Origin of the sequence: Paracoccus suum (genome assembly GCF_003324675.1) — a bacterium.
In the GTDB taxonomy this organism is placed as follows: domain Bacteria; phylum Pseudomonadota; class Alphaproteobacteria; order Rhodobacterales; family Rhodobacteraceae; genus Paracoccus; species Paracoccus suum.
This window is the reverse complement of the sequence record NZ_CP030918.1, coordinates 502,420-527,842: the sequence shown is the minus strand read 5'-3', so window position 1 is coordinate 527,842 and position 25,423 is coordinate 502,420. Positions and strand designations below refer to the sequence as shown.

General features: G+C 67.6%; 25 protein-coding genes and 1 tRNA gene. 15 read left to right on the top strand and 11 right to left on the bottom strand.

The window, feature by feature from the left end; all coding sequences use genetic code 11:
- Nucleotides 1-36 precede the first annotated feature (36 nt).
- The 9 genes from cysQ (at nt 37) to DRW48_RS02505 (ending at nt 10,409) form a co-directional block, all read left to right on the top strand.
- Nucleotides 37-837, top strand: a complete 801-nt coding sequence (gene cysQ, locus DRW48_RS02545; RefSeq protein ID WP_114075034.1) for a 3'(2'),5'-bisphosphate nucleotidase CysQ — start codon at nt 37-39, stop codon at nt 835-837.
- Between the two features lie 4 nt (nt 838-841).
- Entirely contained in the window at nt 842-1,642 is an 801-nt protein-coding gene (locus DRW48_RS02540; protein ID WP_114077314.1) for a 3-deoxy-manno-octulosonate cytidylyltransferase, read from the top strand.
- A 9-nt stretch (nt 1,643-1,651) separates the two neighbouring features.
- Nucleotides 1,652-2,944 (top strand): glycosyltransferase family 2 protein, encoded by a 1,293-nt coding sequence (locus DRW48_RS02535; RefSeq protein ID WP_114075033.1) that lies wholly within the window; start codon nt 1,652-1,654, stop codon nt 2,942-2,944.
- Between the two features lie 62 nt (nt 2,945-3,006).
- Nucleotides 3,007-3,900: a UTP--glucose-1-phosphate uridylyltransferase gene (locus DRW48_RS02530; protein WP_114075032.1), complete on the top strand. Its 894-nt coding sequence runs from the start codon at nt 3,007-3,009 to the stop codon at nt 3,898-3,900.
- Nucleotides 3,901-3,903: 3 nt separating this feature from the next.
- On the top strand, nt 3,904-4,899 hold the full coding sequence (gene galE / locus DRW48_RS02525; RefSeq protein ID WP_114075031.1) for a UDP-glucose 4-epimerase GalE: 996 nt from the start codon (nt 3,904-3,906) through the stop codon (nt 4,897-4,899).
- Nucleotides 4,900-4,918: 19 nt separating this feature from the next.
- Nucleotides 4,919-6,157, top strand: a complete 1,239-nt coding sequence (locus DRW48_RS02520) for a glycosyltransferase family 4 protein (protein WP_241963349.1) — start codon at nt 4,919-4,921, stop codon at nt 6,155-6,157.
- Between the two features lie 109 nt (nt 6,158-6,266).
- Nucleotides 6,267-7,199, top strand: coding sequence for a glycosyltransferase family 2 protein (locus DRW48_RS02515; protein WP_114075029.1), 933 nt, complete (start codon nt 6,267-6,269; stop codon nt 7,197-7,199).
- 149 nt (nt 7,200-7,348) lie between these two features.
- Entirely contained in the window at nt 7,349-9,025 is a 1,677-nt protein-coding gene (locus DRW48_RS02510; RefSeq protein WP_114077313.1) for a DUF5927 domain-containing protein, read from the top strand.
- The gene (locus tag DRW48_RS02505; protein ID WP_114075028.1) at nt 9,018-10,409 is read left to right on the top strand and encodes a hypothetical protein; all 1,392 of its coding nucleotides are present in this window, start codon (nt 9,018-9,020) and stop codon (nt 10,407-10,409) included. Before DRW48_RS02510 ends, DRW48_RS02505 begins: the two co-directional genes overlap by 8 nt.
- Before the next feature lie 5 nt (nt 10,410-10,414).
- Here the strand turns inward: DRW48_RS02505 and DRW48_RS02500 are convergent, their stop codons facing one another.
- The 5 genes from DRW48_RS02500 to DRW48_RS02480 form a co-directional block, all read right to left on the bottom strand.
- The gene (locus tag DRW48_RS02500) at nt 10,415-11,362 is read right to left on the bottom strand and encodes a DMT family transporter (protein WP_114075027.1); all 948 of its coding nucleotides are present in this window, start codon (nt 11,360-11,362) and stop codon (nt 10,415-10,417) included.
- 3 nt (nt 11,363-11,365) lie between these two features.
- Nucleotides 11,366-12,400, bottom strand: coding sequence for a tRNA epoxyqueuosine(34) reductase QueG (queG, locus tag DRW48_RS02495; protein WP_277870809.1), 1,035 nt, complete (start codon nt 12,398-12,400; stop codon nt 11,366-11,368).
- A 61-nt stretch (nt 12,401-12,461) separates the two neighbouring features.
- Complete coding sequence (fzlA, locus tag DRW48_RS02490; protein ID WP_114075025.1) at nt 12,462-13,139, bottom strand: FtsZ-binding protein FzlA; 678 nt, start codon at nt 13,137-13,139, stop codon at nt 12,462-12,464.
- Between the two features lie 74 nt (nt 13,140-13,213).
- Nucleotides 13,214-13,933, bottom strand: a complete 720-nt coding sequence (locus DRW48_RS02485) for a biosynthetic peptidoglycan transglycosylase (protein ID WP_114077312.1) — start codon at nt 13,931-13,933, stop codon at nt 13,214-13,216.
- 173 nt (nt 13,934-14,106) lie between these two features.
- Nucleotides 14,107-14,183 (bottom strand) — tRNA-Lys (locus DRW48_RS02480).
- A gap of 87 nt (nt 14,184-14,270) precedes the next feature.
- On the opposite strand from DRW48_RS02480, the gene dapF reads away from it, so the two are divergent.
- Together dapF and mtaB are read left to right on the top strand one after the other, a co-directional pair.
- Complete coding sequence (gene dapF / locus DRW48_RS02475) at nt 14,271-15,110, top strand: diaminopimelate epimerase (RefSeq protein WP_114075024.1); 840 nt, start codon at nt 14,271-14,273, stop codon at nt 15,108-15,110.
- Nucleotides 15,110-16,369: a tRNA (N(6)-L-threonylcarbamoyladenosine(37)-C(2))-methylthiotransferase MtaB gene (gene mtaB / locus DRW48_RS02470; protein WP_114075023.1), complete on the top strand. Its 1,260-nt coding sequence runs from the start codon at nt 15,110-15,112 to the stop codon at nt 16,367-16,369. Before dapF ends, mtaB begins: the two co-directional genes overlap by 1 nt.
- Here mtaB and DRW48_RS02465 read toward each other — a convergent pair.
- From DRW48_RS02465 to leuC, 5 genes are all read right to left on the bottom strand, one after another.
- Complete coding sequence (locus DRW48_RS02465) at nt 16,366-17,343, bottom strand: endonuclease/exonuclease/phosphatase family protein (protein ID WP_114075022.1); 978 nt, start codon at nt 17,341-17,343, stop codon at nt 16,366-16,368. The two genes, mtaB and DRW48_RS02465, sit on opposite strands and share 4 nt — an antisense overlap.
- A gap of 71 nt (nt 17,344-17,414) precedes the next feature.
- Nucleotides 17,415-17,939 carry an HdeD family acid-resistance protein gene (locus tag DRW48_RS02460; protein WP_114075021.1) on the bottom strand — a complete coding sequence of 175 codons (525 nt, stop codon included), beginning with the start codon at nt 17,937-17,939 and terminating at the stop codon, nt 17,415-17,417.
- A gap of 129 nt (nt 17,940-18,068) precedes the next feature.
- Nucleotides 18,069-18,674 carry a 3-isopropylmalate dehydratase small subunit gene (gene leuD / locus DRW48_RS02455; protein ID WP_114075020.1) on the bottom strand — a complete coding sequence of 202 codons (606 nt, stop codon included), beginning with the start codon at nt 18,672-18,674 and terminating at the stop codon, nt 18,069-18,071.
- A complete protein-coding gene (locus tag DRW48_RS02450; protein ID WP_114075019.1) occupies nt 18,667-19,176 on the bottom strand; it encodes a barstar family protein in 510 nt (169 codons plus the stop codon). The genes leuD and DRW48_RS02450 overlap by 8 nt, the downstream gene beginning before the upstream one ends.
- Nucleotides 19,177-19,181: 5 nt before the next feature.
- The gene (gene leuC, locus DRW48_RS02445) at nt 19,182-20,630 is read right to left on the bottom strand and encodes a 3-isopropylmalate dehydratase large subunit (RefSeq protein WP_114075018.1); all 1,449 of its coding nucleotides are present in this window, start codon (nt 20,628-20,630) and stop codon (nt 19,182-19,184) included.
- Between the two features lie 297 nt (nt 20,631-20,927).
- Between leuC and DRW48_RS02440 the strand changes: the two genes are divergently transcribed.
- The 3 genes from DRW48_RS02440 (at nt 20,928) to rlmH (ending at nt 23,352) form a co-directional block, all read left to right on the top strand.
- Nucleotides 20,928-22,319, top strand: coding sequence for a mechanosensitive ion channel family protein (locus tag DRW48_RS02440; protein ID WP_114075017.1), 1,392 nt, complete (start codon nt 20,928-20,930; stop codon nt 22,317-22,319).
- A 135-nt stretch (nt 22,320-22,454) separates the two neighbouring features.
- Nucleotides 22,455-22,874, top strand: a complete 420-nt coding sequence (gene rsfS, locus DRW48_RS02435) for a ribosome silencing factor (RefSeq protein ID WP_114075016.1) — start codon at nt 22,455-22,457, stop codon at nt 22,872-22,874.
- Nucleotides 22,875-22,887: 13 nt separating this feature from the next.
- Complete coding sequence (gene rlmH / locus DRW48_RS02430) at nt 22,888-23,352, top strand: 23S rRNA (pseudouridine(1915)-N(3))-methyltransferase RlmH (RefSeq protein ID WP_114075015.1); 465 nt, start codon at nt 22,888-22,890, stop codon at nt 23,350-23,352.
- Nucleotides 23,353-23,358: 6 nt separating this feature from the next.
- Here the strand turns inward: rlmH and kynU are convergent, their stop codons facing one another.
- The gene (gene kynU, locus DRW48_RS02425) at nt 23,359-24,546 is read right to left on the bottom strand and encodes a kynureninase (protein WP_114075014.1); all 1,188 of its coding nucleotides are present in this window, start codon (nt 24,544-24,546) and stop codon (nt 23,359-23,361) included.
- A gap of 40 nt (nt 24,547-24,586) precedes the next feature.
- On the opposite strand from kynU, the gene DRW48_RS02420 reads away from it, so the two are divergent.
- Nucleotides 24,587-25,375, top strand: coding sequence for an alpha/beta hydrolase (locus DRW48_RS02420; protein ID WP_114075013.1), 789 nt, complete (start codon nt 24,587-24,589; stop codon nt 25,373-25,375).
- Nucleotides 25,376-25,423 lie beyond the last annotated feature (48 nt).

The window sequence follows — 25,423 nt, the reverse complement described above, 5'->3', positions numbered from 1 at the left end:
CCGCTGCCGTTCCCCTGTCCGCCCGAGGTTATTTCAATGGATTTTGAACGACTGACTACCGAGATGCGGCGCCTCGCGCTCGAAGCCGGGGCGCGGATCATGGAAATCTACGAGGGGCCGGACTTTGATGTCCGCGCCAAATCCGACGCCTCGCCCGTCACCGCCGCGGACGAGGCGGCCGACGCCCTGATCTCAGCCGGGCTGCGCGCGGCGTTTCCGGATGTCGCGTTGGTGACCGAGGAGCAGGCCGCGACCCATGCGCTGACGGGCGCGACCTTCCTGATCGTCGATCCTCTCGACGGCACCAAGGAGTTTGTCCAGCGCCGCGGCGATTTCACCGTCAACATCGCATATGTCGAGAACGGCGTGCCCGTGCGCGGCGTAGTCTATGCACCGGCCAAAGGGCGGCTCTTCTACACCACTGCCGGCGGCCGCTCTGTCGAGGAGACCGGGCCCTTTGGGGCGGCGGCGGGTGCGACCCGCCCGATTGGCGTCAATCCGACGCCCGACAACCGTGCGCTGATGGTGGTTGCCTCGAAGTCGCATCGGGATCAGGCGACCGACGATTACATTGGGGGCTACGGGGTGCGTGACATGACCTCGGCCGGCTCCAGCCTCAAGTTCTGCCTGGTCGCGACCGGCGAGGCGGACCTTTACCCGCGCCTCGGACGGACCATGGAATGGGACACCGCGGCGGGCGATGCCGTGCTGCGCGGGGCGGGCGGCAATGTCGTGCGTTTTGACGATCACACCCCGCTGGCCTACGGCAAGCCGGGATTCGAGAACCCGTTCTTCATCGCCTATGCGCCCGGCGTGCTGCTGCAACCGGCGGGCTGAGGCGATGCGCAAGCTGATCGTCATTCCCGCGCGCCATGCCTCGACTCGCTACCCAGGCAAGCCGCTGGTCCATCTGCGCGGCGCCAGTGGCGCGGCGCAGACCCTGATCCGGCGCAGTTGGGACGCGGCGATGGCGGTCAATGGCGTTGACCGGGTGGTGGTTGCCACCGATGACGAGCGCATCCGCGATCACGCCGAAGGCTTTGGCGCAGAGGTGGTGATGACCTCGACCACTTGCCGCAATGGCACCGAGCGTTGCGCCGAGGCGGTTGCCGCGCTGCGCGTCACGCCCGAGATTGTCGTCAACCTGCAGGGCGATGCGCCGCTGACCCCGCCGTGGTTCGTCGAGGAGTTGATTTCCGCGCTCGCCGCGGCGCCCGCGGTCGATGTCGCGACCCCGGTGCTGAACTGCACCGGCGCGATGCGCGCCGATCTGTTGGCCGACCGTGCTGCAGGCCGGGTCGGCGGCACCACGGCAGTTTTTGGTGCCGGCCGCGAGGCGCTCTATTTCAGCAAGGAAGTCATTCCCTTCGTGCCCGGCAACCCGGCGCCTGACGCGCCCTCGCCGGTGTTTCACCATGTGGGCGCCTACGCCTATCGTCCAGCCGCCCTGGAAGCCTATGCCGGCTGGCCGGAAGGTCGCCTCGAACTGCTCGAGGGGCTCGAGCAGTTGCGGTTCCTCGAACACGGTCGGCGCGTGCTCTGCGTCGAGGTCGAGTCCCGCGGCCGCCAGTTCTGGGAATTGAACAACCCCGAGGACGTTCCCCGGCTGGAGGCGATGATGGCGGCAATGGGCCTCGACTGAGGCAGCGTCGTGGGCCTGCCGCCGACCAGCGTTATCATCGTCTCGCGCCACCGGCCCGATTCGCTCGCGCTGTGCCTTCTTGCGATGACAATGCAGGACCACCCGCTGCTGGAGGTCGTGCTCGTCGCCGATCCCGCATCGCTGGCGGTGCGCCCGGACCTGCGTCTCAAGCGGGTCGCCTGTGATGTCGCCAATATCTCGGTTGCGCGCAACCGGGGGATCGCGGCGGCGTCGGGGGAGGTGCTGGCCTTCATCGACGATGACGCGGTGGCCGAGCCGACCTGGGCCGCACGCCTCGCCGCCGCCTTTGCCGACCCGAAGGTAATTGCCGCGGGGGGTTATACCCGCGGCCCGCATGGCCGCAGCTGGCAGGTCCGGGCCGAGGCGATCACGCCAAACGGTCCGCAGGCGCTGCCCACCCCGCCCCCGCAGGTGCGGGGCGCGGTGCATCTGTTTAGTCCCGCTGACGGCATCACTCTGGGATTGCTTGGCACAAATTGTGCGTTTCGCGCGGGTCCCCTGCGCGAGGTCGGTGGGTTCGATTCGGCCTTTCCCTACCACCTCGACGAAAGCGATCTGGTCATGCGTCTCGCGGCCCGCTTTCCGCGGGCGGCGACCGCTCTTGTGCCGGCGGCCGAGGTGATTCACGGCACCGCCCCCAGCGACCGGCGAGATGCCGCCCGGGTGCCGCGCGATCTGACGTGCATCGGTCGGTCCGAGGCGATCTTCACCCTGCGCCACGGTGGCGATTCGGCCCTGATCGAGCCGCGCCAGCGCCGCCGGCTGGTGCGGCACATGCTGGCCGGGCGCCTTGATCCGCTGGGGGTCGGGCCACGCCTCGCCAGCTTGCGGATTGGTATGGCGGATGGATTCGCCCTCCGCCGGCCGCCCCCCGAGGCACTCTCGACACCGGAGGCCAGCGAGTTGCAGCCGATGAGCCGCCGCGCAGCCAGCGGGACTCTGCCGGCGATGGTACTGTCAGGACCTTGGCGTCGTCGCCGCGCGTTGCGACGAAAGGCCGCGCGAGTGCTTGCCGAGGCTGGCGCTGACAAACCCGCGGTCACCGTGCTGCTGCTGATGCCGGGTATCCTGCCACACCGTATTTGTCTGACTCCGGGCGGTTGGTGGGAGCAGTCGGGCGGCACGCAGGGCCCCTCGTTGCCGGATGATCCGGTGGCCCTGTGGCTGGCGTATTCGGCCCGAATCCGCCGGGAGGCGGGCCTTATTGTCATGAGACGCAACCAGAACCATCATATGACCGTTGCTTGCCCAACGGATGAATTGCAGGCATATCTGCCGTGAGGATCAGGCCCCAAACGGCACGTGTGCCGGGTGCCTGCATTGATATTCGAGGAGCCGCCTTAATGCGTCACAAGGTTACGAAGGCTATTTTTCCGGTAGCAGGGCTCGGAACTCGCTTTCTCCCAGCTACCAAAAGTATTCCCAAAGAAATCATGACTCTGGTCGATCGACCCTTGATCCAATACGCGATCGACGAGGCACGTGCGGCTGGCATCAAGGAATTCATTTTCGTTACCTCGCGCGGCAAGGGCGCGCTTGAAGATTATTTCGACCATGCGCACGAACTTGAAGCGACGCTGAAAAAATCCGGCAAGACGCAACTGCTGGAAATATTGCGTCAGACGAACATGGAGTCGGGCGCAATCGCCTATCTGCGCCAGCACAAGGCACTCGGCCTCGGCCATGCCGTCTGGTGCGCCCGCCGCCTGATTGCCGACGAGCCTTTTGCCGTCCTCCTGACCGACGACGTCATCCAGGGTGAGCCGCCCTGCCTGCAGCAGATGATCGAGGCCCATGCCGAGACAGGTGGCAGCATGGTCGCAACCATGGAAGTCGCTCCGGAAAAGACCTCGTCCTACGGGGTGCTGGAGCTTGAGGAGGACATGGGCGCCATCGTCCGCGCCAAGGGCATGGTCGAGAAGCCTCCGGCGGGTACCGCGCCATCGAACCTGGCTGTCATTGGCCGCTATATTCTGGCGCCAAGCGTCATGACCAACCTCAACAAGCTGCGCCAAGGCTCGGGCGGCGAGATCCAATTGACCGATGCCATCGCCGACGAGATCGAGGCCGGCCGCGGCGTCTATGGCCTTCGCTTTCGCGGCCAACGTTATGATTGCGGCAGCAAGGCGGGCTTTTTGCAGGCGACTGTTGCGTTTGGCCTCGCGCGGGACGAGTTGCGCGCCGAGTTCATGGACTTTCTCTCAGACTACCTAGCCATCAGCAAGGCGGCCGAATAATCCATGGCAGACAAGGTTCTGGTCACCGGCGGTGCCGGCTACATCGGCTCGCATGCCTGCAAGGCCCTGGCCGCTGCGGGCTATATTCCGCTCACCTATGACAACCTCTGGACCGGCTGGCGCGAGGCGGTAAAGTTCGGCCCTTTCGAGGAGGGCGATCTGCATGATCGCGCCCGCCTTGATGCGGTCTTTGCCGAGCACAAGCCGGTGGCAGTGATGCATTTCGCCGCCCTCAGCCAGGTTGGTGAGGCGATGCGCGAGCCGGGGAAATACTGGCGCGGCAATGTCTGCGCCTCGCTGACGCTGATCGAGGCGGCGGTCGCGGCCGGCTGCCTCGACTTTGTCTTCAGTTCGACCTGCGCTACCTATGGCGATCATGATGGCGTGGTGCTCGACGAGAACACGCCACAGACGCCGCTGAACAGCTATGGCGCCAGCAAGCGCGCGATCGAGGACATGCTGCGCGATTTCGGCGCGGCCCACGGCCTGCGCAGCGTGGTGTTCCGTTATTTTAACGTCGCCGGCGCTGATCCAGAGGCCGAGGTGGGTGAGTTTCACCAGCCCGAGACCCATCTGATTCCGCTGATCCTCGACGCGATCGATGGCAAAAGGCCGGCACTGACGGTCTTTGGCACCGACTACCCGACCGCTGACGGCACGTGCATCCGCGATTATGTCCATGTGATGGATCTGGTTGATGCGCATGTCCTTGGCCTCAACTGGCTGCGCAAGACCCGACCCGCGCCGGGAATCGAGGTGTTCTGCCTGGGGACCGGCAGTGGATTTTCGGTCCGTGAAGTGATCGAGCATGCCCGGCGCACCACCAACCGCGAGGTGCCGGTCAACGACGGCCCGCGCCGCGAGGGCGATGCGGTGCAGTTGGTGTCCGGTAGCCGGCGGGCCGGCGAGGTGCTGGGTTGGCAAGCGGAACGCTCGACCCTGCCGCAGATGATTGGCGATGCCTGGCGCTGGCATCAGTCGGGCGGTTATGGCGGCTGAGCCGCCGAATTCCACCAAGGTGTCGTCGCAGGAACCCGCCCCGCAGCCGCCGGCGATTCTGCTGGACGTCTCGCGGCTGATCTCGCGCGTGGGTCTGGGCCCGCTGACCGGGATCGACCGGGTCGAGGCAGCGTGGCTAGAACATTTGCAGGGCCGCCCGCATTCTCTGATTGCCCGCATTGCCCGGCGGCAATTGCTGCTGGATCCCCCCGCCGGCGCCGAACTGCTGCGCTGGCTGGCCGAGCCGCAGTCGGTTCCGCCCCCCACCAGCCTCATTGCCCGCCTGCGTCGCGCTCGCTCGGCGCGCGCCCGTGCCGAGGAGGCGCTGGCCGCCCGCGCGGTCGCCACGGGCACGGGTCGCGGCCTGGGCCTTCGCCGGACGCTGGCTCGCGCCATGCCGCAGGGAGGCACCTGGCTCGCGCTGGGCCATGCCAACCTTGCCCCCGGGCCTTGGGCGGCCTTGGGCGGTCTGCGGCGCGTGGTCATGATCCACGACACGATCCCGCTGGATCACCCCCAATTCACCCGGCCCGACCAGGTGGAGGCGTTCGAGCGCCGCCTGATCGCCGCGCTGGGCGGGGCTGACCTGGTGCTGACAGTCTCGCAGGCGACACGCGCCGACGTGCTGCGATGGGCCGATGCGCTGGGCCTGCGCCGACCGCAGGTTGTCGCCGCGCCCATCGGCACCACGCTGGCCGCGCCGACTGAAGTGCCAGCGGACATCCCGCTGGACCGACCCCTGTTCCTCGCCCTCGGCACCATCGAGCCGCGCAAGAACCATGCCGTCCTGCTGGAGGCCTGGGCCCGGCTGGCGCAACGCATGCCAGCGGGTCAGGTGCCTCGGCTCGTCATCGCCGGGCGTCGCGGCTGGCTGAACGCGGATGTCTTCGCCCGCCTCGACGCGCTGCCACCCGGCGGCCCGGTAATAGAGCGGGCCGACCTGACCGATGGCGAGATCGCAGCCTTGATGGAGCGGGCGCATGCCCTGCTGATGCCCTCGCGCGCCGAAGGGTTTGGCCTGCCCCTGACCGAGGCGGCCGGTCGGGGCGTTCCCGTCCTAGCTGCGCCCGGCCCGGCCGCGCGCGAGGTCTTGGGCGGCGCCGCGCAATGGCTGGGGCCCGATGACGCAGCCGCCTGGGCAGCGGCGATCGGCGATATTGCGCGCGCTCCGCTGGCGCGCCGCAAGCCGCTTGCGATCCGTGGTTGGAGCGATCATTTTTCGACGGTAGAGGCGTTGCTCGCCACTACCGGGACGTAAGGAGCCTCGTCGAGTGCCCCGCTGGATCAGACAGTTGCGTGCAGCCCTGCGCCTGCGCGTACGACGTCAGTATTATCTCGCCCGTGCTATCCGACGAAATCGCCGGCACATGTCCGCGGTGCGCGACCGCACCGCCAACATTGCGCGCGGCAGCATCCTCGTATTCGTCACGCTTCGCAACGAGCGGGTGCGGCTGCCATATTTCCTCGATTACTATCGTCGCATGGGGGTCGCGCATTTCCTCTGCGTGGACAACGCCTCGAACGACGGCAGCGCCGAATACCTCGCCCAGCAGCGGGATGTGTCACTGTGGACCACCAAGGCCAGCTACAAGGCGGCCCGGTTCGGCATGGACTGGATCAATGGCCTGCTGCTCCGCCACGGCATCGGTCACTGGTGCCTGACGGTCGACCCGGATGAGTTCCTGATCTACCCGCATTGCGATACCCGGCCGCTGCGGGCGCTGACTGACTGGCTCGACGCCTCGGGTATCCGCTCGTTCTCGGCCATGCTGATCGACGCGTACCCGCGCGGCTTCATCGGCGAGCAGACTTACCGCGAAGGCGATGATCCTTTTGAAATCGCGCGCTGGTTCGATCCAGCGAATTACACCATCCAGAAAAACGCCGAATACGGCAACCTGTGGATTCAGGGCGGCCCGCGCGGTCGCGCCTTTTTCGCGCAAGAGCCGTGGAAGGGACCGGCGCTGAACAAGATCCCGCTGGTGAAATGGTCGCGCCAGTATGTCTATGTCAGTTCGACCCACATGCTGCTGCCGCGCTCGCTGAACCTCGTCTATGACGAGGATGGCGGCGAAAAAGCCTCGGGTTGCCTGTTGCACGCCAAGTTCCTGTCAACCTTTGCCGACAAGGCGAAAGAGGAACTTGATCGCGGCCAACACTATTCCGACAGTCATGAGTACCGCGCCTATCATGCTGGCTTGCAGGACGATCCCAATCTGTGGACGCCGCATTCCAGGGAACTGGGCGACTGGCGCCAACTCGAGGAGTTGGGGCTGATATCGAAGGGCAACTGGGCATGAGCGCCGCGCCAGATTTGCACGCCGCCCCTGCGGCATTGAGGTCCGAGCGTCGACGTCCGGGACAGTCCGGCGCCGTGGCCCTGCCAATCCCTAGCCCGGTCCAGCCGCCGACCGCGGTGCCCGCGCCTGAAGTCCGGCTGGGCGTAGTCATGCTCTGCCATGAAAAGATGCCCGTCGCCGCGCGCATGGCCCGCCGCTGGCATCAGGGCGGCGCGGCCGTCGCGATCCACACCGACCGCAAGATCGGCCCGCAGATCATGGCCGAGTTTCGCGCCCATCTGGTCGACCTGCCGAACATCCACCATGTCGAGCATCGGCGCGATTGCGAGTGGGGAATGTTCAGCCTGGTCGAGGCGACGCTGGACGCCGCCGCGCAGTTGCTGGCGCTGCACCCGGACGTGACCCATGTGCTGCTGGCCTCAGGCTCGTGCCTGCCGCTGCGCCCGATTGCGGACCTGCGCGCCTACCTCGCCCTCGACCCGAGGCGTGACTATATCGAGAGTGTGACGGCCCATGACGTTGGCTGGACCGTCGGCGGTCTAAACGAGGAACGCTTTACGCTGCGGTTCCCGTTCTCGTGGCGCAAGCGGCGGTGGCTGTTTGACCGCTTTGTTGACCTGCAGCGCCGCTACAAGCTGCACCGGCACATTCCAGACGGGTTGGTGCCGCATCTTGGCTCGCAATGGTGGTGCCTGACGCGGCGCACCCTTGAGGCGATCCTGAACGATCCCCGCCGGGACGAGATCGACCACTATTTCCGCTATGTCTGGGTGCCGGACGAAAGCTATTTCCAGACGCTGGTGCGCCGCCATTCGACAACCATCGAAAGCCGCTCACTGACGCTGTCCAAGTTCGACAGCCAGGGCAAGCCCTACACCTTTTACGACGACCACCTGCAGATGCTGGAGGATTCGGGCTGCTTCGTCGCGCGCAAGATCTGGCCGCGGGCCCGGGCGCTGCTGTCGCATTTCCCGCGGCCTGTGGGCGAGGTTCCGTCGACTGCCGAGCCGCAGCCGGCGCATATCGACCGGCTGATCAACCGCGCCGTCGCCCGACGCGACCTCGGGCGGCCGGGCCTCTACATGCAAAGCCGCTTTCCGCGCAAGGATAAGGAAAACGGCAAGACGGCCGCGGCCTATGCTCTATTCCAAGGCTTCAACGACATCTTCCCGGATTTCGAGGACTGGTTGGCCGAGCGGGTGGATGCCGATGTCCATGGCCATCTGTTCGGCCGCGAGGCGGCAGAGTTTGCCGGCCGCACTGAGATCGGTCCCGGGGGTCTCTCGTGGCAGCCGGCACTGCGCGATCACGATCCGCAGGGCTTTCTCGCCTCGTTGATCCGCATGAGCCGGCGGCGGCAGGTGTTCATGCAATCGCCGCGCGATCACCAGACGCTCGATTGGTTCATGGCGACCGATCCCAACTGCAGCATGTACATCATCACGGGCGCCTGGATGATCCCGCTGATGGGCTCGGAGATGCCGTTCGACGATGTGCGCCGCATCGCCGCCCACCTGCAGCGGCGCGAGTCGCATCAGATCGAGGTGCTGCGATCCGTCTGGACCAAGGCGCGGGTGAGACGCTGGGACTTGGCAGACTTCCTCGCGCGCCCGGGCGCGATTCTGGACACCGTTGTGGCCGAACTCGGTAGGGGTCCCGTCGGCACAGACGACATTCCCGCCATGCGCCCGGTTGACGGCATGCCGCACTTCCTGCAGGCGCTGCGCAACGCCGGGCTGCAACCGCAGCTGACCGGCGATTTCCCGACACCCGCGCCCAAGCCGCGCATCCCAAAATCGCCCCCGGAGGCCCCCGCCGATGCCTGATCCGTTCCGCAGTTTCGTGATCTTTGCGGGGATGCGCACCGGCTCGAACCTGCTCGAGGCAACGCTCAACGCGATCAAATACGTCACCTGCTTTGGCGAGGCGTTCAATCCCTACATGCTAGGCTGGCCCGACAAGGCCGAACTGAAGGGCTTCACCGCCGAGCAGCGTGACGCCGACCCGCACGCGCTGCTGAACGCCATCCTGGGCGCGTCGAACCTGAACGGCTTTCGCTATTTCTTCGATCACGATCCGCGCGTTTTCGATGCGATCATGGATGATCCCAGCTGCGGCAAGATCATCCTGACGCGCAATCCGGTCGACAGCTATGTCTCGACCCAACTGGCGCGCGAGACGAACCAGTGGAAGCTGAACGAGACCGAGACCCCGATACCCGCCAGGATCACATTCGATCCGGCCGAGTTTCGTGAGACGCTGGATGCCAACATTGCCTTCCTGACCCGCATCCAACGACGCCTGCAGACCAGCGGCCAGGCGGGTTTCTGGCTGTCATACGACGATCTGCGCGACCCCGAGGTCATGACCGGCATGATGCACTGGCTCGGGCGCACGGACCTCGCCGAAGTGCGCCCGGCGTCCGATCAGGTTCCACAGAACCCGCGGCTGATGGCCCACAAGGTGGAGAACTTTGAGCAGATGCAGGCCGAGCTGGCGCGGATCGACCCGTTCCAGCTGCACAAGCTGCCCAATTTCGAAGTACCGCGCAGCGCTGACGTTTCGACCTTCAGCGTCGTCGATGGCGGCCGGGGGCTGCTGTTCCAGCCGATCTTCGGTGGCCCGACCCGGCGTGTCGAGCGCTGGCTGGGCAGTCTTGGCCCCGTGCGCAACGGCCTGTCACAGGCCGAGCTGGCGGCCTGGAAGCGTGATCACCCCGGCCATCGCAGTTTTACCTCGCTCGCCCATCCGACCCGCCGGGCGTGGACGGCGCTGTGCGTGTTCATCGACGGTCCCAAACAGCGCTGGGTCCGCGATCTGCTGCGCGAGCGCCAGCGTGTTCCTGTCCCGCCCGAGGGCACCAAGATGGCGGATCTGGATGCGGGCACCCAGCGCGCGTTGTTTCTGGCCTTCCTCGATTTCGTTGGTCGCAATCTGAACGGCCAGACCACGATGCCGACCCATCGCCTGTGGGCCAGCCAGTCCGAGATCGTCGCCGGCTTTGTCGACGCCGCAGTCCCGCACGTCATGCTTCGCGACGATGCCCTGCCCGAAGGGCTGGCGTGGCTCTGCGACGCCGTCGGCGTGGATGATCCGCCCGAGCTATCGCCGCCGGCCGGGATGCCGGATTTCCTGACCGCGCCAGAGGTTCGGGCCGCAGCGCATGAGGCCTACCTGCGCGATTACGTGGCCTTCGGCTTCGATCCCTGAGACCGTCAGCCGTGCGGCGTCATCGCCTTGCGTTGACGCGCCCGCGCAAGGCCCAATTGCCGCTCGCGCCAGATGATCAGAACGCCGGCCGCAATGATGATCGCAGCGCCGGTCAGCATGACCAGCGTCGGTGCCTCGCCAAAGACGAAATAGCCGATCAGCAGCGCGAACAGCATCGAGGCGTATTCGAACGGCGCGACCAGCGAGGCATCCGCATGGCGGTAGGCCGAGGTCAGCAGGATCTGCGCCGCGCCGCCCAGCAGGCCGATCGCCACCAGCTGCACGGCGGTCAGCGGGTCGGGCCACACCCAGCCATAGGGCAGTGTCACCAGTGCCAGCACCGTCGAGGTGATCGAGAACCAGAATACGATGGTCGAGGCGGGCTCTTCCTGCACCAGCCGGCGCACAAATATCTGCGCCAATGCCGCGAACACCGCGCTCATCAGCACTAGCATCGCGCCGAGCGTCTCGCGCGCCGTCAACCCGCCGGCCGAGGCGACGCTAAGCCGGGGCGACAGGACGATCATCACCCCGACCAGCCCCAGCGCCACTGCCGTCATGCGAAAGGCCCGTACTTCCTCGCCCAGGAACATCGCCGCAAAGATGACGGTCAGCAGGGGCGCCGCATAGCCGATGGCGGTCACCTCCGGCAGGGGCAGCATGCCGGTCGCCGCAAAGCCGAGGCCCATCGCTGCCGTGCCCACCAGGCCGCGATAGAAATGCCCCATCGGCCGCGGGGTTCGCAGCACGCGCGCGCCTTCGCCGCGCAGCATCAGCCAGCCAAAGATCACCGGGATCGCGAAGAGCGAGCGAAAAAACACTTGCTCGCCGGCCGGGACAAGCGGCGCAGTCTCCTTGATGAGTGAGGTCATGATGATGAACACCATAACGCTGACAATCTTCAGCGTGATACCGCGGGTCGGGCTGACGGGTGAGGGTCGCAGGATCGCCATGTTCTATCCAAGCCGTGCTGCGGCCCAGCGCGCCGCATCGGCAACGCCAGGATCGGGGTCGTCCACCAGCCGCTGGGCGGCCGCGCGCAAATGCGGCATGCCGCTGTTGCCGATCGCATAAAGCACGTTGCGCACCATCCGGTCGCGGCCGATGCGCTTGATCGGGCTGCCGGCAAAGCGCGCGCGAAAGCCGGCATCGTCCAGCGCGGCCAGTTCCGCCAGCGGCGGTGCCTCGGCCTCGCGCGGGCGATAGCGCATCTCGGTCGCGGCCTGGGCAAACTTGTTCCAGGGGCAGACAGCGAGGCAATCGTCGCAGCCGTAGATGCGGTTGCCCATCAGGCCGCGCAATTCGGGATCGACCGGCCCGCGATGCTCGATCGTCAGGTAGCTGATGCAGCGCCGCGCATCCAGCTGGAAGGGCGCGGGAAAAGCCCGCGTCGGGCAAGCGTCGAGGCAGGCGGTGCAGCGGCCGCAGTGATCCGTCTCGGGCGCGTCCGGGGGCAGGGGCGCGGTGGTAAAGATCGCCCCCAGAAAGAACCACAGCCCCAACTCGCGCGACAGGACGTTGGTATGCTTGCCCTGCCAGCCGAGGCCGGCGGCCTGCGCCAGCGGCTTTTCCATCACTGGCGCGGTATCGACGAACACCTTGATCTGCTCGCCCCGGCCAGCGTCCTCCAGAAACCAGCGGCCCAGCCGCTTGAGGCGCTTTTTTACCAGATCATGATAATCCGCGCCCTGGGCATAGACGCTGATCGCGCCGCGCTCGGGCTGGGCCAGCACTGCGAGCGGATCATGCTCGGGCGTGTACATCTCGGCCAGCATGATGACCGACCGTGCTTCGGCCCACAGCGCTGCCGGATCGCCGCGCCAGTTGATGCGCTCGGCCATCCAGTCCATCTGTCCGTGCCGCCCCTTGGCCAGATAGGCCGCCAGGCGGCCCGCCGCTTCCGGGACCGCATCCGGGGTCGTGATGCGCATCTGCGCAAATCCTTCGGCCCGGGCCTGTGCGGCCAGCCGGCTCTTTGCGTTGATCCAAATATCCTGGGGGGAGGCCGGGCCAGGCCCGGTCGGGGGGCAAAGCCCCCCTGCGGCGCTCGCCTCAGAAATCGAGGACGGCATAATGCGGCGCCGGCGGGATGCCCGGCACCTGATCGGCCAGCACCGCGCGGAAACAGGGCCGCGACTTGATCGTCGCATACCAGTCGCGCAGCACACCCGAGCGGTCCCAGTCCACGTCCGAGATGTAGTCGAGGCACGACAGATGCGCTGCCGCCGTAAAGTCGGCCAGCGTCAGCTGGTTTCCGGCCAGCCACTTGCGCCCTTCCAGCAGCGAGGCGAGGTAGTCCATGTGGTCCTTGATCGCCTTCAGGCCCGACTTGATCTCGCGCGAGTCGGGATAGCCGGTCTTCATGACCTTCTTCCAGACCCGCTCCGTCATCACCGGGCGCGTGACCTCGGCGTTGAACTTGTCGTCGAACCAGGCGCAGAGGCGCCGCACCTCGTAACGCTCAAGCGCGGTCGTCGGCATCAGCGGAGGGTTCGGCACGGTCTCGTCCAGGTATTCGACGATGGCCTGGCTCTCGGCCATCAGCCGGCCCTCGTGGCGCAGGACGGGTACGCGACCTGCTGGGTTGCGGCGCGCGATCTCCGAGCCGGCCTCCCAGAAGCGTTCCTCGACCAGTTCGACCTCGATCTTCTTTTCGCCAAGCACCAGCCGGACCTTTCGGCAGTAGGGTGACAGGGCGAGGTGATAGAGGCGGGTCGCAGGGGTGTTCATGCAGAGTCTCGGCAAGGCGCGTTCGGTCGCGGATCAGGGGGACCTGTCCCTGTTACGCGCCGCGGGCCTGCGGTTCAACCGCCGGCAGCTGCCGGGACGGGGTCCTGAAAGCAGGCGGCGCGCCCGTCGCGCTGGATGGTGGCGGCGCCGTCGATGATCGCGGCCGCCCGGCGGGCCACCGCAGGCCCTGTGGGATCACGCTCTTTCGGGGCCGGCAGGATGGCGGCCAGGCGCGCGGCCTGCGCCGAGGTCAGCTTGTCGGGCGTGGTGGCGAAATGCCGCTCGGCCGCCTGGGCGATGCCAAAGATGCCGGGGCCGAACTCGGCGACGTTCAGGTAGACCTCGAGGATGCGGCGCTTGGACCACAGTGCCTCGACCAGCGGCGTCAACCCCGCCTCCATTGCCTTTCGCGGCCAGCTGCGCCCCTGCCACAGGAACACGTTCTTGGTCACCTGCTGGCTGATGGTTGACGCGCCCCGGTTCGAGCCGGAGGCGATGACGCGCCGGATCTCGGACATGTCAAAACCCCAGTGGCGGCAGAAATTGGCGTCCTCGGCCGCAACCACGCTGCGCGCCATGACCGGGGCGATCGCGCGCAGCGGCGTCCAGTGCCGCCCGGCGCTGCCCTCGGTCATGATGGTCCAGGTGGTCGGCGGGTTGATCATAGCGCAGGACCCGACGACCAGTGTCACCAACGCGAACGCGCGCAGCAGCAGGGTGCGCAGGCGGCGGCGCAGGGGCCGACGTGCGTGCGGGGCCGGCGAGGCGGCCTCGACCGGTTCCTGGGACGACATATCGGCAGTCGCGCGGCGGGCCATGGCGGGCTGTTGTCATGTCCCAAGGTGTTACGTCAAGCGCGGCGACGGCAGCCCTCGCAGGACGCCCTACCGGGCGTGTCGCACAATCCCCGCGCAAGGCAGGGCGGGGGCACCATTTCCCCGAAGGGTATTCCAGAAGAAGGGAAGAATGGTGAGCCGGGAGAGATTCGAACTCTCGACCTACTGATTAAAAGTCAGCCGCTCTAACCAACTGAGCTACCGGCCCGCCGACGCGCCGATTACGGGCACCTGCCGGGGGGGTCAAGTCGAAAAGCGTGGCGGCAGCCCGTTTGCGGCGTTATAGGCGCGGGCGATGGAACAGCATACGACACCCGGCCTGCCGTTCACCAAGATGCACGGCCTCGGCAATGATTTCGTCACCCTCGACCTGCGGGCGGGGGGTGATCTGCCTTCGGCGGCGCTGACCCGCGCCATTGCCGACCGGCACCGCGGCGTCGGCTTTGACCAGCTGGCAGCGGTGCTGCCGGGCGACGCCGGTTGCGACGCCCGGCTGGTGTTCCTCAACGCGGATGGCACGCGCAGCGCGGCCTGCGGCAATGCGACGCGCTGCATCGCCCGGTGGTTGATGGACCAGACCGGCGCCACCGGGCTGCAACTGGCGACCGACCACGCCGTCCTGCTGGCCGAGGACGCCGGCGGCGGTCTGACCCGCGTCAACATGGGCCCACCCGTGCTGGACTGGCGCGACATCCCGCTGGCCGAGGATGTCGACCTGTTGCACCTGCCGATCCCCGGCGATCCGGTCGCGACGGGCATGGGCAACCCGCATATCACCTTTTTCGTCCCCGACCTCGCCGCCGTGGACCTGCCGGCCTTCGGGGCCCCCCACGAGCATCACCCGCTTTATCCGCAGCGCACCAATGTCGAGGTGGTACAGGTCCTCGCCGCAGATCACATCCGCGTCGGCGTGTGGGAGCGTGGGACCGGCATCACCCTCGCCTCCGGCTCTTGCTCCTGCGCGGCGGCGGTGGCCGCGGCGCGGCGCGGGCTGACCGGACGGCGCGTCCGGGTCGAGTTGCCCGGCGGCACGCTGCTGATCGACTGGCGCGAGGACGGCGTCTGGATGGAGGGGCCGACCGCGGCCCCATTCACCGGCGTGCTGTCGCCCGACTGGCTGGCCGGGGTCGCGTGATGGACGCCCGCGCGCCGATCCTTTCGACCCATGGCTGTCGCCTGAACGCCTATGAGTCCGAGGCGATGCGCGAACTTGCCGGCGCCGCAGGCATGGGCGAGGCGGTGATCATCAACACATGCGCCGTGACCGCTGAGGCCGTGCGCAAGGCTCGCCAGGACATCCGTCGCCTCGCCCGCGACAATCCCGGCCGGCCGATCCTGGTGACCGGCTGCGCTGCCCAGACCGAGCCCGAGACCTTCGCCGCCATGCCCGAGGTCACGCGCGTCATCGGCAATGCCGAAAAGATGCTGCCGCAGACCTGGGCCGCCCTGGCCGCGCCAGATTTCGGGACCGAAAGGGTGCTGGTCGACGACATCATGGCAGTGCGCGAGACCGCCGGCCATCTGATCGACGGCTTTGGCCGGCACCGCGCCTATGTGCAGGTCCAGAACGGCTGCGATCACCGCTGCACCTTCTGCATCATCCCCTACGGGCGCGGCAATTCCCGCAGCGTGCCGGCCGGCGTCGTGGTCGACCAGATCAACCGGCTGGTCGAACGCGGCTTTGCCGAAGTGGTGCTGACCGGAGTGGACCTGACCAGCTGGGGCGCCGATCTGCCCGGCACGCCGCGCCTCGGCGATCTGGTGCGCCGCATCCTGCGGCTGACGGACGTCGCCCGGTTGCGCATCAGCAGCATCGACTCGATCGAGGCCGACCCGGCCTTGATGGAGGCGATCGCAACCGAGCCGCGGCTGATGCCGCATCTGCACCTGTCGCTGCAACATGGCGATGACCTGATCCTCAAGCGGATGAAGCGCCGCCATTTGCGCGACGACGCCATCCGCTTTTGCGACGAGGCGCGTCGCCTGCGGCCCGACATCGCCTTTGGCGCCGACCTGATCGCCGGCTTCCCGACCGAGACCGAGGCGCATTTCCAGCAGTCGCTGGCCCTGGTCGAGGACTGCGGACTCAGCTTCCTGCACGTCTTTCCCTACAGCCCGCGCAAGGGCACGCCTGCGGCCCGGATGCCGCAGGTGCGGGGCGAGGTGATCCGCGCCCGCGCCGCCCGGCTGCGGGCCGCAGGCGATGTCGCGCTGCGGCGGCATCTGGCCGCCCAAGTCGGCCAGACCACAGGTGTGCTGACCGAGGGCCCGCGCGTCGGGCGCACCCCGCAGTTCGCCGAGGTCGCGTTCGAGCGGGACATGCCCGAGGGGCAGGTGGTGCATGTGCGGCTCAAGGCTCATGACGGCGCGCGCCTGCTGGCCGGGGACGCCTAGGGCAGCGCCAGGTTGACCCAGACAAGGCGGTGACGCGAGGCAGTCATCACAGTCTCGGCCAGCGGCCCATCGGCTGGCCATAGCACGCCCGATCCCGTGACCTTCAAACCCTTGTCTGGCAGCACGTAATCAACCCGCAGGTTGCCGGGCCCGTCGGCATCCGGCCAATCGGCCGTGTCGAGGGCCGGATCGCCCTTTTGCCTGGCGTTGCTGCCGGTCTGCGGGGCTGCTGCGCCGCCCTCTGACCGGGGCTCAGGGTCCTGCAGGCGCGCGATCAGGGCGCGGATCGCCTCGCCCTCGCCATCGCCATCCACCGGGTCCAGGTTGGCGCTGCCCATGACCACCATCGGCCCGGCGGCTTGATAGGCCGTCCAGAAGGCCGTCTCGTCATGATTGCGGCGCAGATTGCGGGTGCCGGTGCCAAAGACCGGGGGGCTGGCGGCATAGACCAGCAGGTGCAGCGTGGTCGGCCCAGCGGGCAAGGCGACGTCCCAATGCCCCGTGGTGCTGAGGCGCTGGATGGCGGCGGCATCTGGCGGGGCCGGGGGCATTGTGTTGCCGGGCACGTCGCGCCACAGCGTGGCGCTAAGGTCGCGCACCTCGCCAAGCGGGCGGCGCGAGAGCAGAACCATCCCCGATTGCCCGGTGAACAGACCAAAGCCTTGCGCGTCGTCTCCGGTGCCGGTCCGGCCGTCCCCGTCCAGGTCGATCCCCGTCGCCATGCCGCTGTTCGGCCGCAGGGCGAGGCGGTGCGGATAACTCATCCCCGCCTTTGCGAGCAGGTCGGAAAAGGCCTGCAATGCGCGGCCCTCGTGGTCCCAGTCGAACGCGGTCAGCAGCAGCACGTCGGCATTCGCGGCGCGGATGACCCCCACCGCCGCCGCGATTTGCGGGTCCTTTCCGGACTGGATGTCGCGCAGCAGCAAGCCCGGCCCGTCGCGGGTCAGGTCCGGCGCCCAGGTGGCGAGGCGCACTGTATCCGCCGCCGCCCCGCCAGCCCATGCGGCGGCGAGCCAGATCGCCCCGACCGCGAGCGCCTGTCGGATCAGAGCGTGCGGGTCCGGCGCAGGGTGATGCCGGCCGAAGTCAGCGTCACGCCGACGACGATCAACTCGATCGCGACCAGGATGCCGAGGGTGACGATGCTGGAAACCGGCAGCGCGGCGATGATGTAAATTCCCAGCGCGACCGAGATGATGCCGGACAGCACCATCATCCACTGCATCTGCGTCCCCTTGTAGGGCCCGAAGCCACCGACAATCCGCGCGACGCCGGAGGCGAGCAGCATGGCCCCGACCACCACCGTCAGCGAAATCATCCCGGCCAGCGGATTGGCCAGCATCCAGACGCCGACCACCATGTTCAGAACGCCGATCGCCCCAACCCAGCCGCGATGCTGCAAGGTCTCGTTCGAGAAGGCGGCCCAAAGGCCGAGGACACCGCTGATCAGGAAGGCCCAGCCGGTCAGCACGGTGACCGCCAGCGACGCCGGCAAGGGGAAAACCAGCGCGACCAGTCCGGCCAGAAGTGAGAGGACGCCGGCGACGATCATCAGGGTGCTGCTACGCATGGTGCGGCCTTGCCAGTTGGGAATTGCCGCAACCCTAGCACGAGGCACCTGTTCTCACAATCATGTGACGGTTGCCGCCGGCCGAAAAAGCCGGGCGTGACGGGGATGCCGCCGCGCCCGGCAGTCGCTTTAGACCCAGGGCTGGGCCTGGGCCATGCGCGCCTCGTAGCTGTCGATCGCCGCGCCCTTTTCCATGGTCAGGCCGATGTCATCGAGCCCGTTCAGCAGGCAATGCTTCTTGTGCGCGTCAATCTCGAAGTCATACACCTCGCCGTCCGAGGCGGTGACCGTCTGCGCCTCCAGGTCCACGGTCAGGCGTGCGTTGGCGCCGCGATTGGCGTCCTCCATCAGCGCCTCGACCGCTTCGGCCGGCAGGGTGATCGGCAGGATGCCGTTCTTGAAGCAGTTGTTGTAGAAGATGTCGGCGAAGCTGGTCGAGATCACGCAGCGGATGCCGTAATCCAGCAGCGCCCAAGGCGCATGCTCGCGCGAGCTGCCGCAGCCGAAGTTGTCGCCCGCGACGATGATCTCGGCGCTGCGCCATGCGGGCTGGTTCAGCACGAAATCCTGGTTCTCGGTCCCGTCGGCCAGAAAGCGCATCTCGTCGAACAGGTTCTTGCCGAGGCCCGTGCGATGGATCGTCTTCAGGAACTGCTTGGGGATGATCATGTCGGTGTCGATGTTGACCAGCGGCATGGGCGCCGCGATACCGGTCAGGGTAGTGAACTTATCCATGGCGTAGCCACTCCTCTGCGGGGTCATGGTCGATCTGATCGCCATCCTCCGCGCTGTCTGAATCGTCGAAATCGTCGTCGTCGGGATCGGTGCAGATGAAGGCGAGCAGGCGGCGGTTCACCTCGAGATGGTCGGCGGCCGCGTCGCGGATCGCCTCGACAATGCCTTCGGCCGCGGCTGCGTCGCGCGCCTCGAAGCTGCGAAAACGCTCCAGCACCAGCAGCACGCGACTGTCCTCGTCCGAGGGGACGCCACGCAGGGCGTCGGCGAAGGCGTCGAGGTTCAGCCGCCGAAGCGGGCGTCCGAACTGCGCCTGCCAGTCGAGTGCGCGGGCGATGCCCCCTAGCATCACCGCATCATCCTCGCAGACGATGCGGCGGGTGCTGAACCCCTCGGCCTCGAGCGCGGCGATGGCCGCGTCCATGTCGTCGCGATCATCGAACTGGCTGACCGCGTCCTGCGGATCGAAGGGCAGGCCGGTGTACTCGCTCTCGTCGTCCATGGCCGTCAGGCCGTGGCGGGCGCGGGCGCGTCCATGACCTCGCGGACATCGACCAGATGGCCGGCGATGCCGGCAGCTGCGGCCATGACCGGCGACATCAGGTGGGTACGCCCGCCGCGGCCCATCCGCCCCTCGAAGTTGCGGTTCGAGGTCGCGGCGCAACGCTCGCCCGGGGCCAACTGGTCCGGGTTCATGCCAAGGCACATCGAGCAACCAGCGAGGCGCCATTCAAAGCCGGCGTCGCGGAAGATGACGTCGAGGCCTTCTTCCTCAGCCTGCAGGCGAACGAGCCCGCTGCCGGGCACGACCATGCCGCGCACCGTCGGCGCCAAGTGCTTGCCCTTCAGGATGCCGGCGGCAGCGCGCAGGTCCTCGATCCGGCCATTGGTGCAGCTGCCGATGAACACTGCGTCGATTGCGATCTCGGCCAGCGGGGTGCCGGGGGTAAGGCCCATGTAGTCGAGGCTGCGGCGCGCTGCCTCGACCTTGCCGCCCTCGAAATCCTCGGCCGCGGGGACCGAGGCGGTGATCGGCAGCACATCCTCGGGTGAGGTGCCCCAGGTCACGACCGGGGCGATGTCCTCGCCGCGGATTGTCACCACCTTGTCCCAATGCGCGTCGTCATCGGAATAGAGCGTGCGCCACCAGTCCATCGCCGCCTCCCACGCCGCGCCCTTGGGGGCGTGCGGGCGGCCCTCGACATAGTCGAAGGTGGTCTGGTCGGGGGCGATAAGGCCAGCGCGGGCACCGCCCTCGATGGCCATGTTGCAGACCGTCATACGGCCTTCCATCGATAGCGCGCGGATCGCCTCGCCGCAGTATTCAATGACATAGCCGGTGCCGCCGGCGGTGCCGGTCAGGCCGATCACCTGCAGGGTGATGTCCTTGGCCGTGACCCCGGGGCGCAGCTTCCCCGTGATCTCGACCTTCATGTTCTTGGATTTCTGCTGGATCAGCGTCTGGGTGGCCAGCACATGCTCGACCTCCGAGGTGCCGATGCCATGCGCCAGCGCGCCAAAGGCACCATGGGTCGCGGTATGGCTGTCACCGCAGACGACGGTCATGCCGGGCAGGGTCCACCCCTGCTCGGGGCCCACGATATGCACGATTCCCTGACGCACATCGTTCATGGGGTAATAGTTCAGGCCAAAATCGCGGGCATTCTTGTCCAGTTCGGCGACCTGGATGCGGCCTTCGGGGTTTTCGATCCCGTTCACTCGGTCAGGCGTGGTCGGCACGTTGTGGTCGGGTACGGCAATGGTCTGGTCCGGACGGCGCACCTTGCGGCCCGACAGACGCAGCCCCTCGAAGGCCTGCGGGCTGGTCACTTCGTGGACCAGGTGCCGGTCGATATAGAGCAGGCAGGTGCCGTCCGGCTGGCGGTCGACGACATGCGCGTCCCAGATCTTGTCATACAGGGTGCGGGCGGTGCCCGTTGTAGGTGTGGTCGTCATGGCTGTCAGGCCTCGGGTCTGATGGCGGAAAATGGGTGGGGTCGGCGCAGCCGTCCTCAGCCAAGCCCGAGAATCGCCATGGCCTCGCCATAAAAGCGTCCCGGCAGGCGGGCGCGGTCCGTGATGTCAAAATAACGCATCATAACGGCGCAGATTAACGGCTGGCGGACGCTGCGGCAAGGGCGCAGATGGCGGGGACGCGCAGGCGTCACACCGGACTGCGAGAAGTGCCCGGCGCCCCTTGCCGGGCGCGGGGCGGGGTGCTGTGATTGGCCCGCACAGGCGGATGCGGGGCGGATGGAACACGTCAATCCAGACATGGTCGACGCGGCGCAGGGGCTGTGGGCGCAGATCAAGCCGATCGTCCAGAACATGCTGCTGCCCTGGCGCCTGTGGCAGCTGCTGGCGATCCTGTGCGTCGGCGCCGTGGCCCAGCTGTCGCGTAACCTTCTCGCCCCGCGCCTGAATCGCTGGCTCCGCGGCCGCCATGGCTGGCCCAAGTGGCGGCTGCGGATCGGCATCCTGATCCAGCGCAAGCTGCGGGTGATCCTGTTCGCGCTGCTGGCCTGGGCGCTGGTCATCATCATGCGCAACGTGACCTGGCCGTCGCGCAGCCACCTGATCGCGCTGGCCGCCGCGATCTCGTCCGCATGGGTCGCGATCGAGTTTCTGGTCCGGCTGATCGCCAACAAGTTCCTGCGGCGCATCATCCGTTGGGGCGCCTGGGTCTGGGTCACGCTGTATTTCCTGAACCTCAGCAACCCGACCGCCAAATTCCTCGATTCGCTTGCCATCGGGCTGGGCGATTTCCGTTTGTCGGCCTTGACCGTCATCAAGGCGGTGGTCATCACCGGCTTGCTGATCGCCGCGGCGCGGGTGCTCTCGCGCCTGACGTCGGCCAGCTTGGCCAAGAACACCGACGTCTCGCCCACCATGCGGGTGCTGATCGCCAAGATCATGCAGGCGGTGCTTCTGTTTCTGGCCATCGTCGTCGGGCTGGCCGCGACCGGGATCGACCTGACCGGCCTGACGATCTTTTCCGGCGCGCTGGGCGTCGGCCTCGGCTTCGGCCTGCAAAAGATTGTCTCGAACCTGATGTCGGGGGTTATCATCCTGCTCGACAAGTCGATCAAGCCCGGCGACGTCATCAGCATCGGCGACACCTTCGGCTGGATCGACGCGCTGGGCGCGCGCTATGTCAGCGTCGTCACCCGTGACGGCAAGGAATACCTGATCCCGAACGAGGAACTGGTTACCGGGCAGGTGGTCAACTGGTCCCATACCAATGATTTCGTTCGTCTCGACATCGAATTTCGCGCCTCGTATCGCGACGATCCGCACGAGGTCAGCCGGATCGCCATCAACGCCTCGATGACCGTCAAGCGGGTTCTGGCGCAGCGCACGCCGGTGTGCTGGGTCACGGCCTTTGGCGAGAGCGGCGTGCACTACATGCTGCGTTTCTGGATCAGCGATCCCCAGGCGGGACTGACCAACGTGCGCGGGCAGGTCTATCTGGCGCTGTGGGATGCGTTCCGCAAGCGTGGCATCACCCTGCCGCTGGCCCAGACCGAAATCAGGCTGCTCGGCGGCGCGGCCGCCGGAGCCGCGATGCCAGGTGAGCCCCTGGCCACCCCGCCCGGCGAGGCCGGGCCGTCGGCGGCGGGCAGCCAACCGTTGAAGGACGCGTGAGCAGGCATTGAGAAAACCGCTGCAACTGCTATCTTTGACATATGCCCCGCGCCGGGGGCTTTGATGCCGGCGCGATGATCGGAGGATCGACCCCTGAACGGACTTGTCACGCCGGCCCCGCAATCCACCGGGACCATGCCGGCCGCGACCGCCGCCCCCAGCGGCACCCCCTCACCCCTGACCAGCGAGCAGGTTCTGGCCCTCGTGCTGGCCTCGCTCGATGACGACAAGGCCGAGGATGTTGTCACCATCGACCTGCGCGGCCGTTCGGCCATGGCGGACAACATGGTGATCTGTCAGGGCCGCAGTGCCCGCCAGGTCGGAGCCATCGCCGAAAAACTTTCCGAGCGGCTGAAGATCGCGACCGGGCGCCCCGCCCGGGTGGAAGGCAAGGAGACCGGCGACTGGGTGCTGGTCGATGCGGACGACGTGATCGTTCACATCTTCCGTCCCGAGGTGCGCGAGTTCTACCAGCTGGAAAAGATGTGGCTGCCCACCGACGCGCTGAGCGCGCTGCGTCGGCCGCAGATGTCGGCCTCGCCGGCCGACGTCTGATCCAAGGACCGCCATGCGGCTGACCATTGCAGCCGTCGGCCGCCTGCGGCCCGGCCCCGAGGCCACGCTGCTGGCGGACTACCTCGACCGCTTCGCCCGGACGGGCAGGGCGATCGGCCTGCCGCGCGTCAGCTTGGCCGAAGTCGAGGCTAAATCCGGCGGGATGGCGGCGGAGGCTGCGTTGCTGGCCCGCGCCGTGCCCGCTGGCAGCCTCCTGGTGACGCTGGACGAGCGCGGCGAGACCCTGACCTCACCCCAGTTCGCCGGCCGCCTTGGCGGCTGGCGAGACGCTGGTCGTGACGCGACCTTTGTGATCGGCGGCGCGGACGGGATCGCGCCCGACTTGCGCGCGCGCGCCGATCTGGCGATCAGCCTCGGGGCGATGGTCTGGCCGCATATGCTGGTGCGGGTGATGCTGGCCGAGCAGCTTTACCGCGCCGCGACAATCCTGTCCGGCGGCCCCTACCACCGGGCCTGAGGCTGCTCAGGTCACCGCCTGACGTTGCTTGAACTCCGGCCGGTCCCAGGCCCCGGTGTCCAGCACCTCGGAAATGATGGAGACCGCGCGGTCGACGTCGCCCTCGTTCAGGTAAAGGGGCGTGAAGCCAAAGCGCAGAACGTCGGGCGCGCGATAATCGCCCACCACACCGCGCGCGATCAGCGCCTGCATCACCGCATAGGCCTCGTCGTGGCAAAAGCTGACCTGGCTGCCGCGCGCCATCGGATCGCGCGGCGAGTTCAGGCGCAACCCGGGGCAGGCAGCCTCCACCCCGGCGATGAAGCGCTGCGACAACTCGATCGAGCGGGCGCGGATCTCCGCCATCGTGATCCCGTCAAAGGCGTCGAGCGCGGCGTCGAGGATGCTCATCGCGATCACCGGGGGCGTGCCGACGCGCATCCGCTCGATCCCGCCGGCGGGCCGGTAGTCGGTAACAAAATCGAACGGGGCATCATGGCCCATCCAGCCCTGCAGGATCGGCTGGGCTTCGGCCGCAATGCGCGGATTGGCCCAGATAAAGGCCGGCGCGCCCGGGCCGCCGTTGAGGTATTTGTAGCTGCACCCGACCGCGAAATCGGCATCGCCGCTGGTCACATCCACGTCGACCGCGCCGGCCGAGTGGGCCAAGTCCCAGACCGCAATCGCCCCTGCGGCATGCGCCTTGGCGGTCAGCGCCGGCATGTCGTGGCGCCGGCCCGTGCGATAATCCACCTCGGTCAGCATCAACACGGCGATGCTCTCGTCGATGGCCGCCTCCACCTCTTCGGGCGCGACCACGCGCAACTCGGCGCCCATCGCCGAAAGGCCCTGCACCGCGTAAAGGTCGGACGGAAAATTGCCACTGTCAGACAGCACCACATTGCGCCTGGCAGAAGCCAGCTTCAGCGCCGCGCTGACCGCCTGGAACACCTTGACGGTCAGGGTGTCGCCCATGACGACCTCCCCCGGCCCGGCGCCGATCAGCCTTGCGATGCGATCGCCCACCCGGCGCGGCTGGACATACCAACCGGCGCTGTTCCAGCCGCCGATCAGCTGGCCGCCCCATTCATCCCGGATCACCGCTGCCGCGCGATCCGCCGCCGCCAGCGGCATCGGCCCCAGCGAATTGCCGTCCAGGTAGCTGACCCCTTCGGGGATATGGAACAGTGCGCGCGTGCGGTTAAAGTCGGCCATGATGTCCTCCGTTGATGCGAGGGCTAGCAGCGCCGGGGGAATGATGGAAGCCGATGTGATCACGGACTGGGAGGACGCCTGGGCAAACGGCCCGCACATCCCGGGCGGGGCCGAGTACCCGGCGCGCTGGGCGCAGGCGGCCGCCGACTTCCGCAGTACCGCGATCATGCGCGACGGCATCTTCTGGCCGGAGGGCACGCCAAAGGGTCTGGCGGTCGTGATCCATGGCGGTTGGTGGGTCCGGTTCTCGCCCGACGACTGGTCGCATCTGGCGGCCGGCGCGCTCGCCCGCGGCTGGGCGGTCCTGATCCCGCGCTATACCCTCGCCCCGGGCGCGCGCATTGCCCAGATCGGCCAACAAGTGGCGGGGGCAATTGCCGCCGCCGCGGCCCAGATCGCGGGACCGGTCGTCCTGACCGGTCACTCGGCTGGCGGCCACCTGACAGCGCGGATGGTGTCCGCCCAGACACCCCTGCCGCCCGAGGTGCTGACCCGCGTTGCCCGCACCGTGCCGGTGTCGGGCCTGTTCGACTTGCGACCGCTGATGCGGCTGGCCGTGAACGCGCAGTTGCAGATCGATCCGGCCGAAGCGATGGCTGAGAGCCCACCGCTGCTCGGCCCCGCCAGCCTCGCGCCGATGATCGTCTGGGTGGGCGCGGCCGAGCGCACCCCCTTTCTGTGGCAGTCGCGCGCCATGGCCGCCACCTGGGCGCTGCTGGGCGCGCCGACGCGTCTGGTCGAGGAGCGCGGCCGCCATCACTTCGACATCGTCGAAGGCCTGACCGACCCAACCAGCCAGATGACCGAGGCGCTGGTCGGCGGGCTGTGATTGACGCCGGGTGCGGGGCGGGCTAGCTGCCCCGCCCTGCAACAAGGG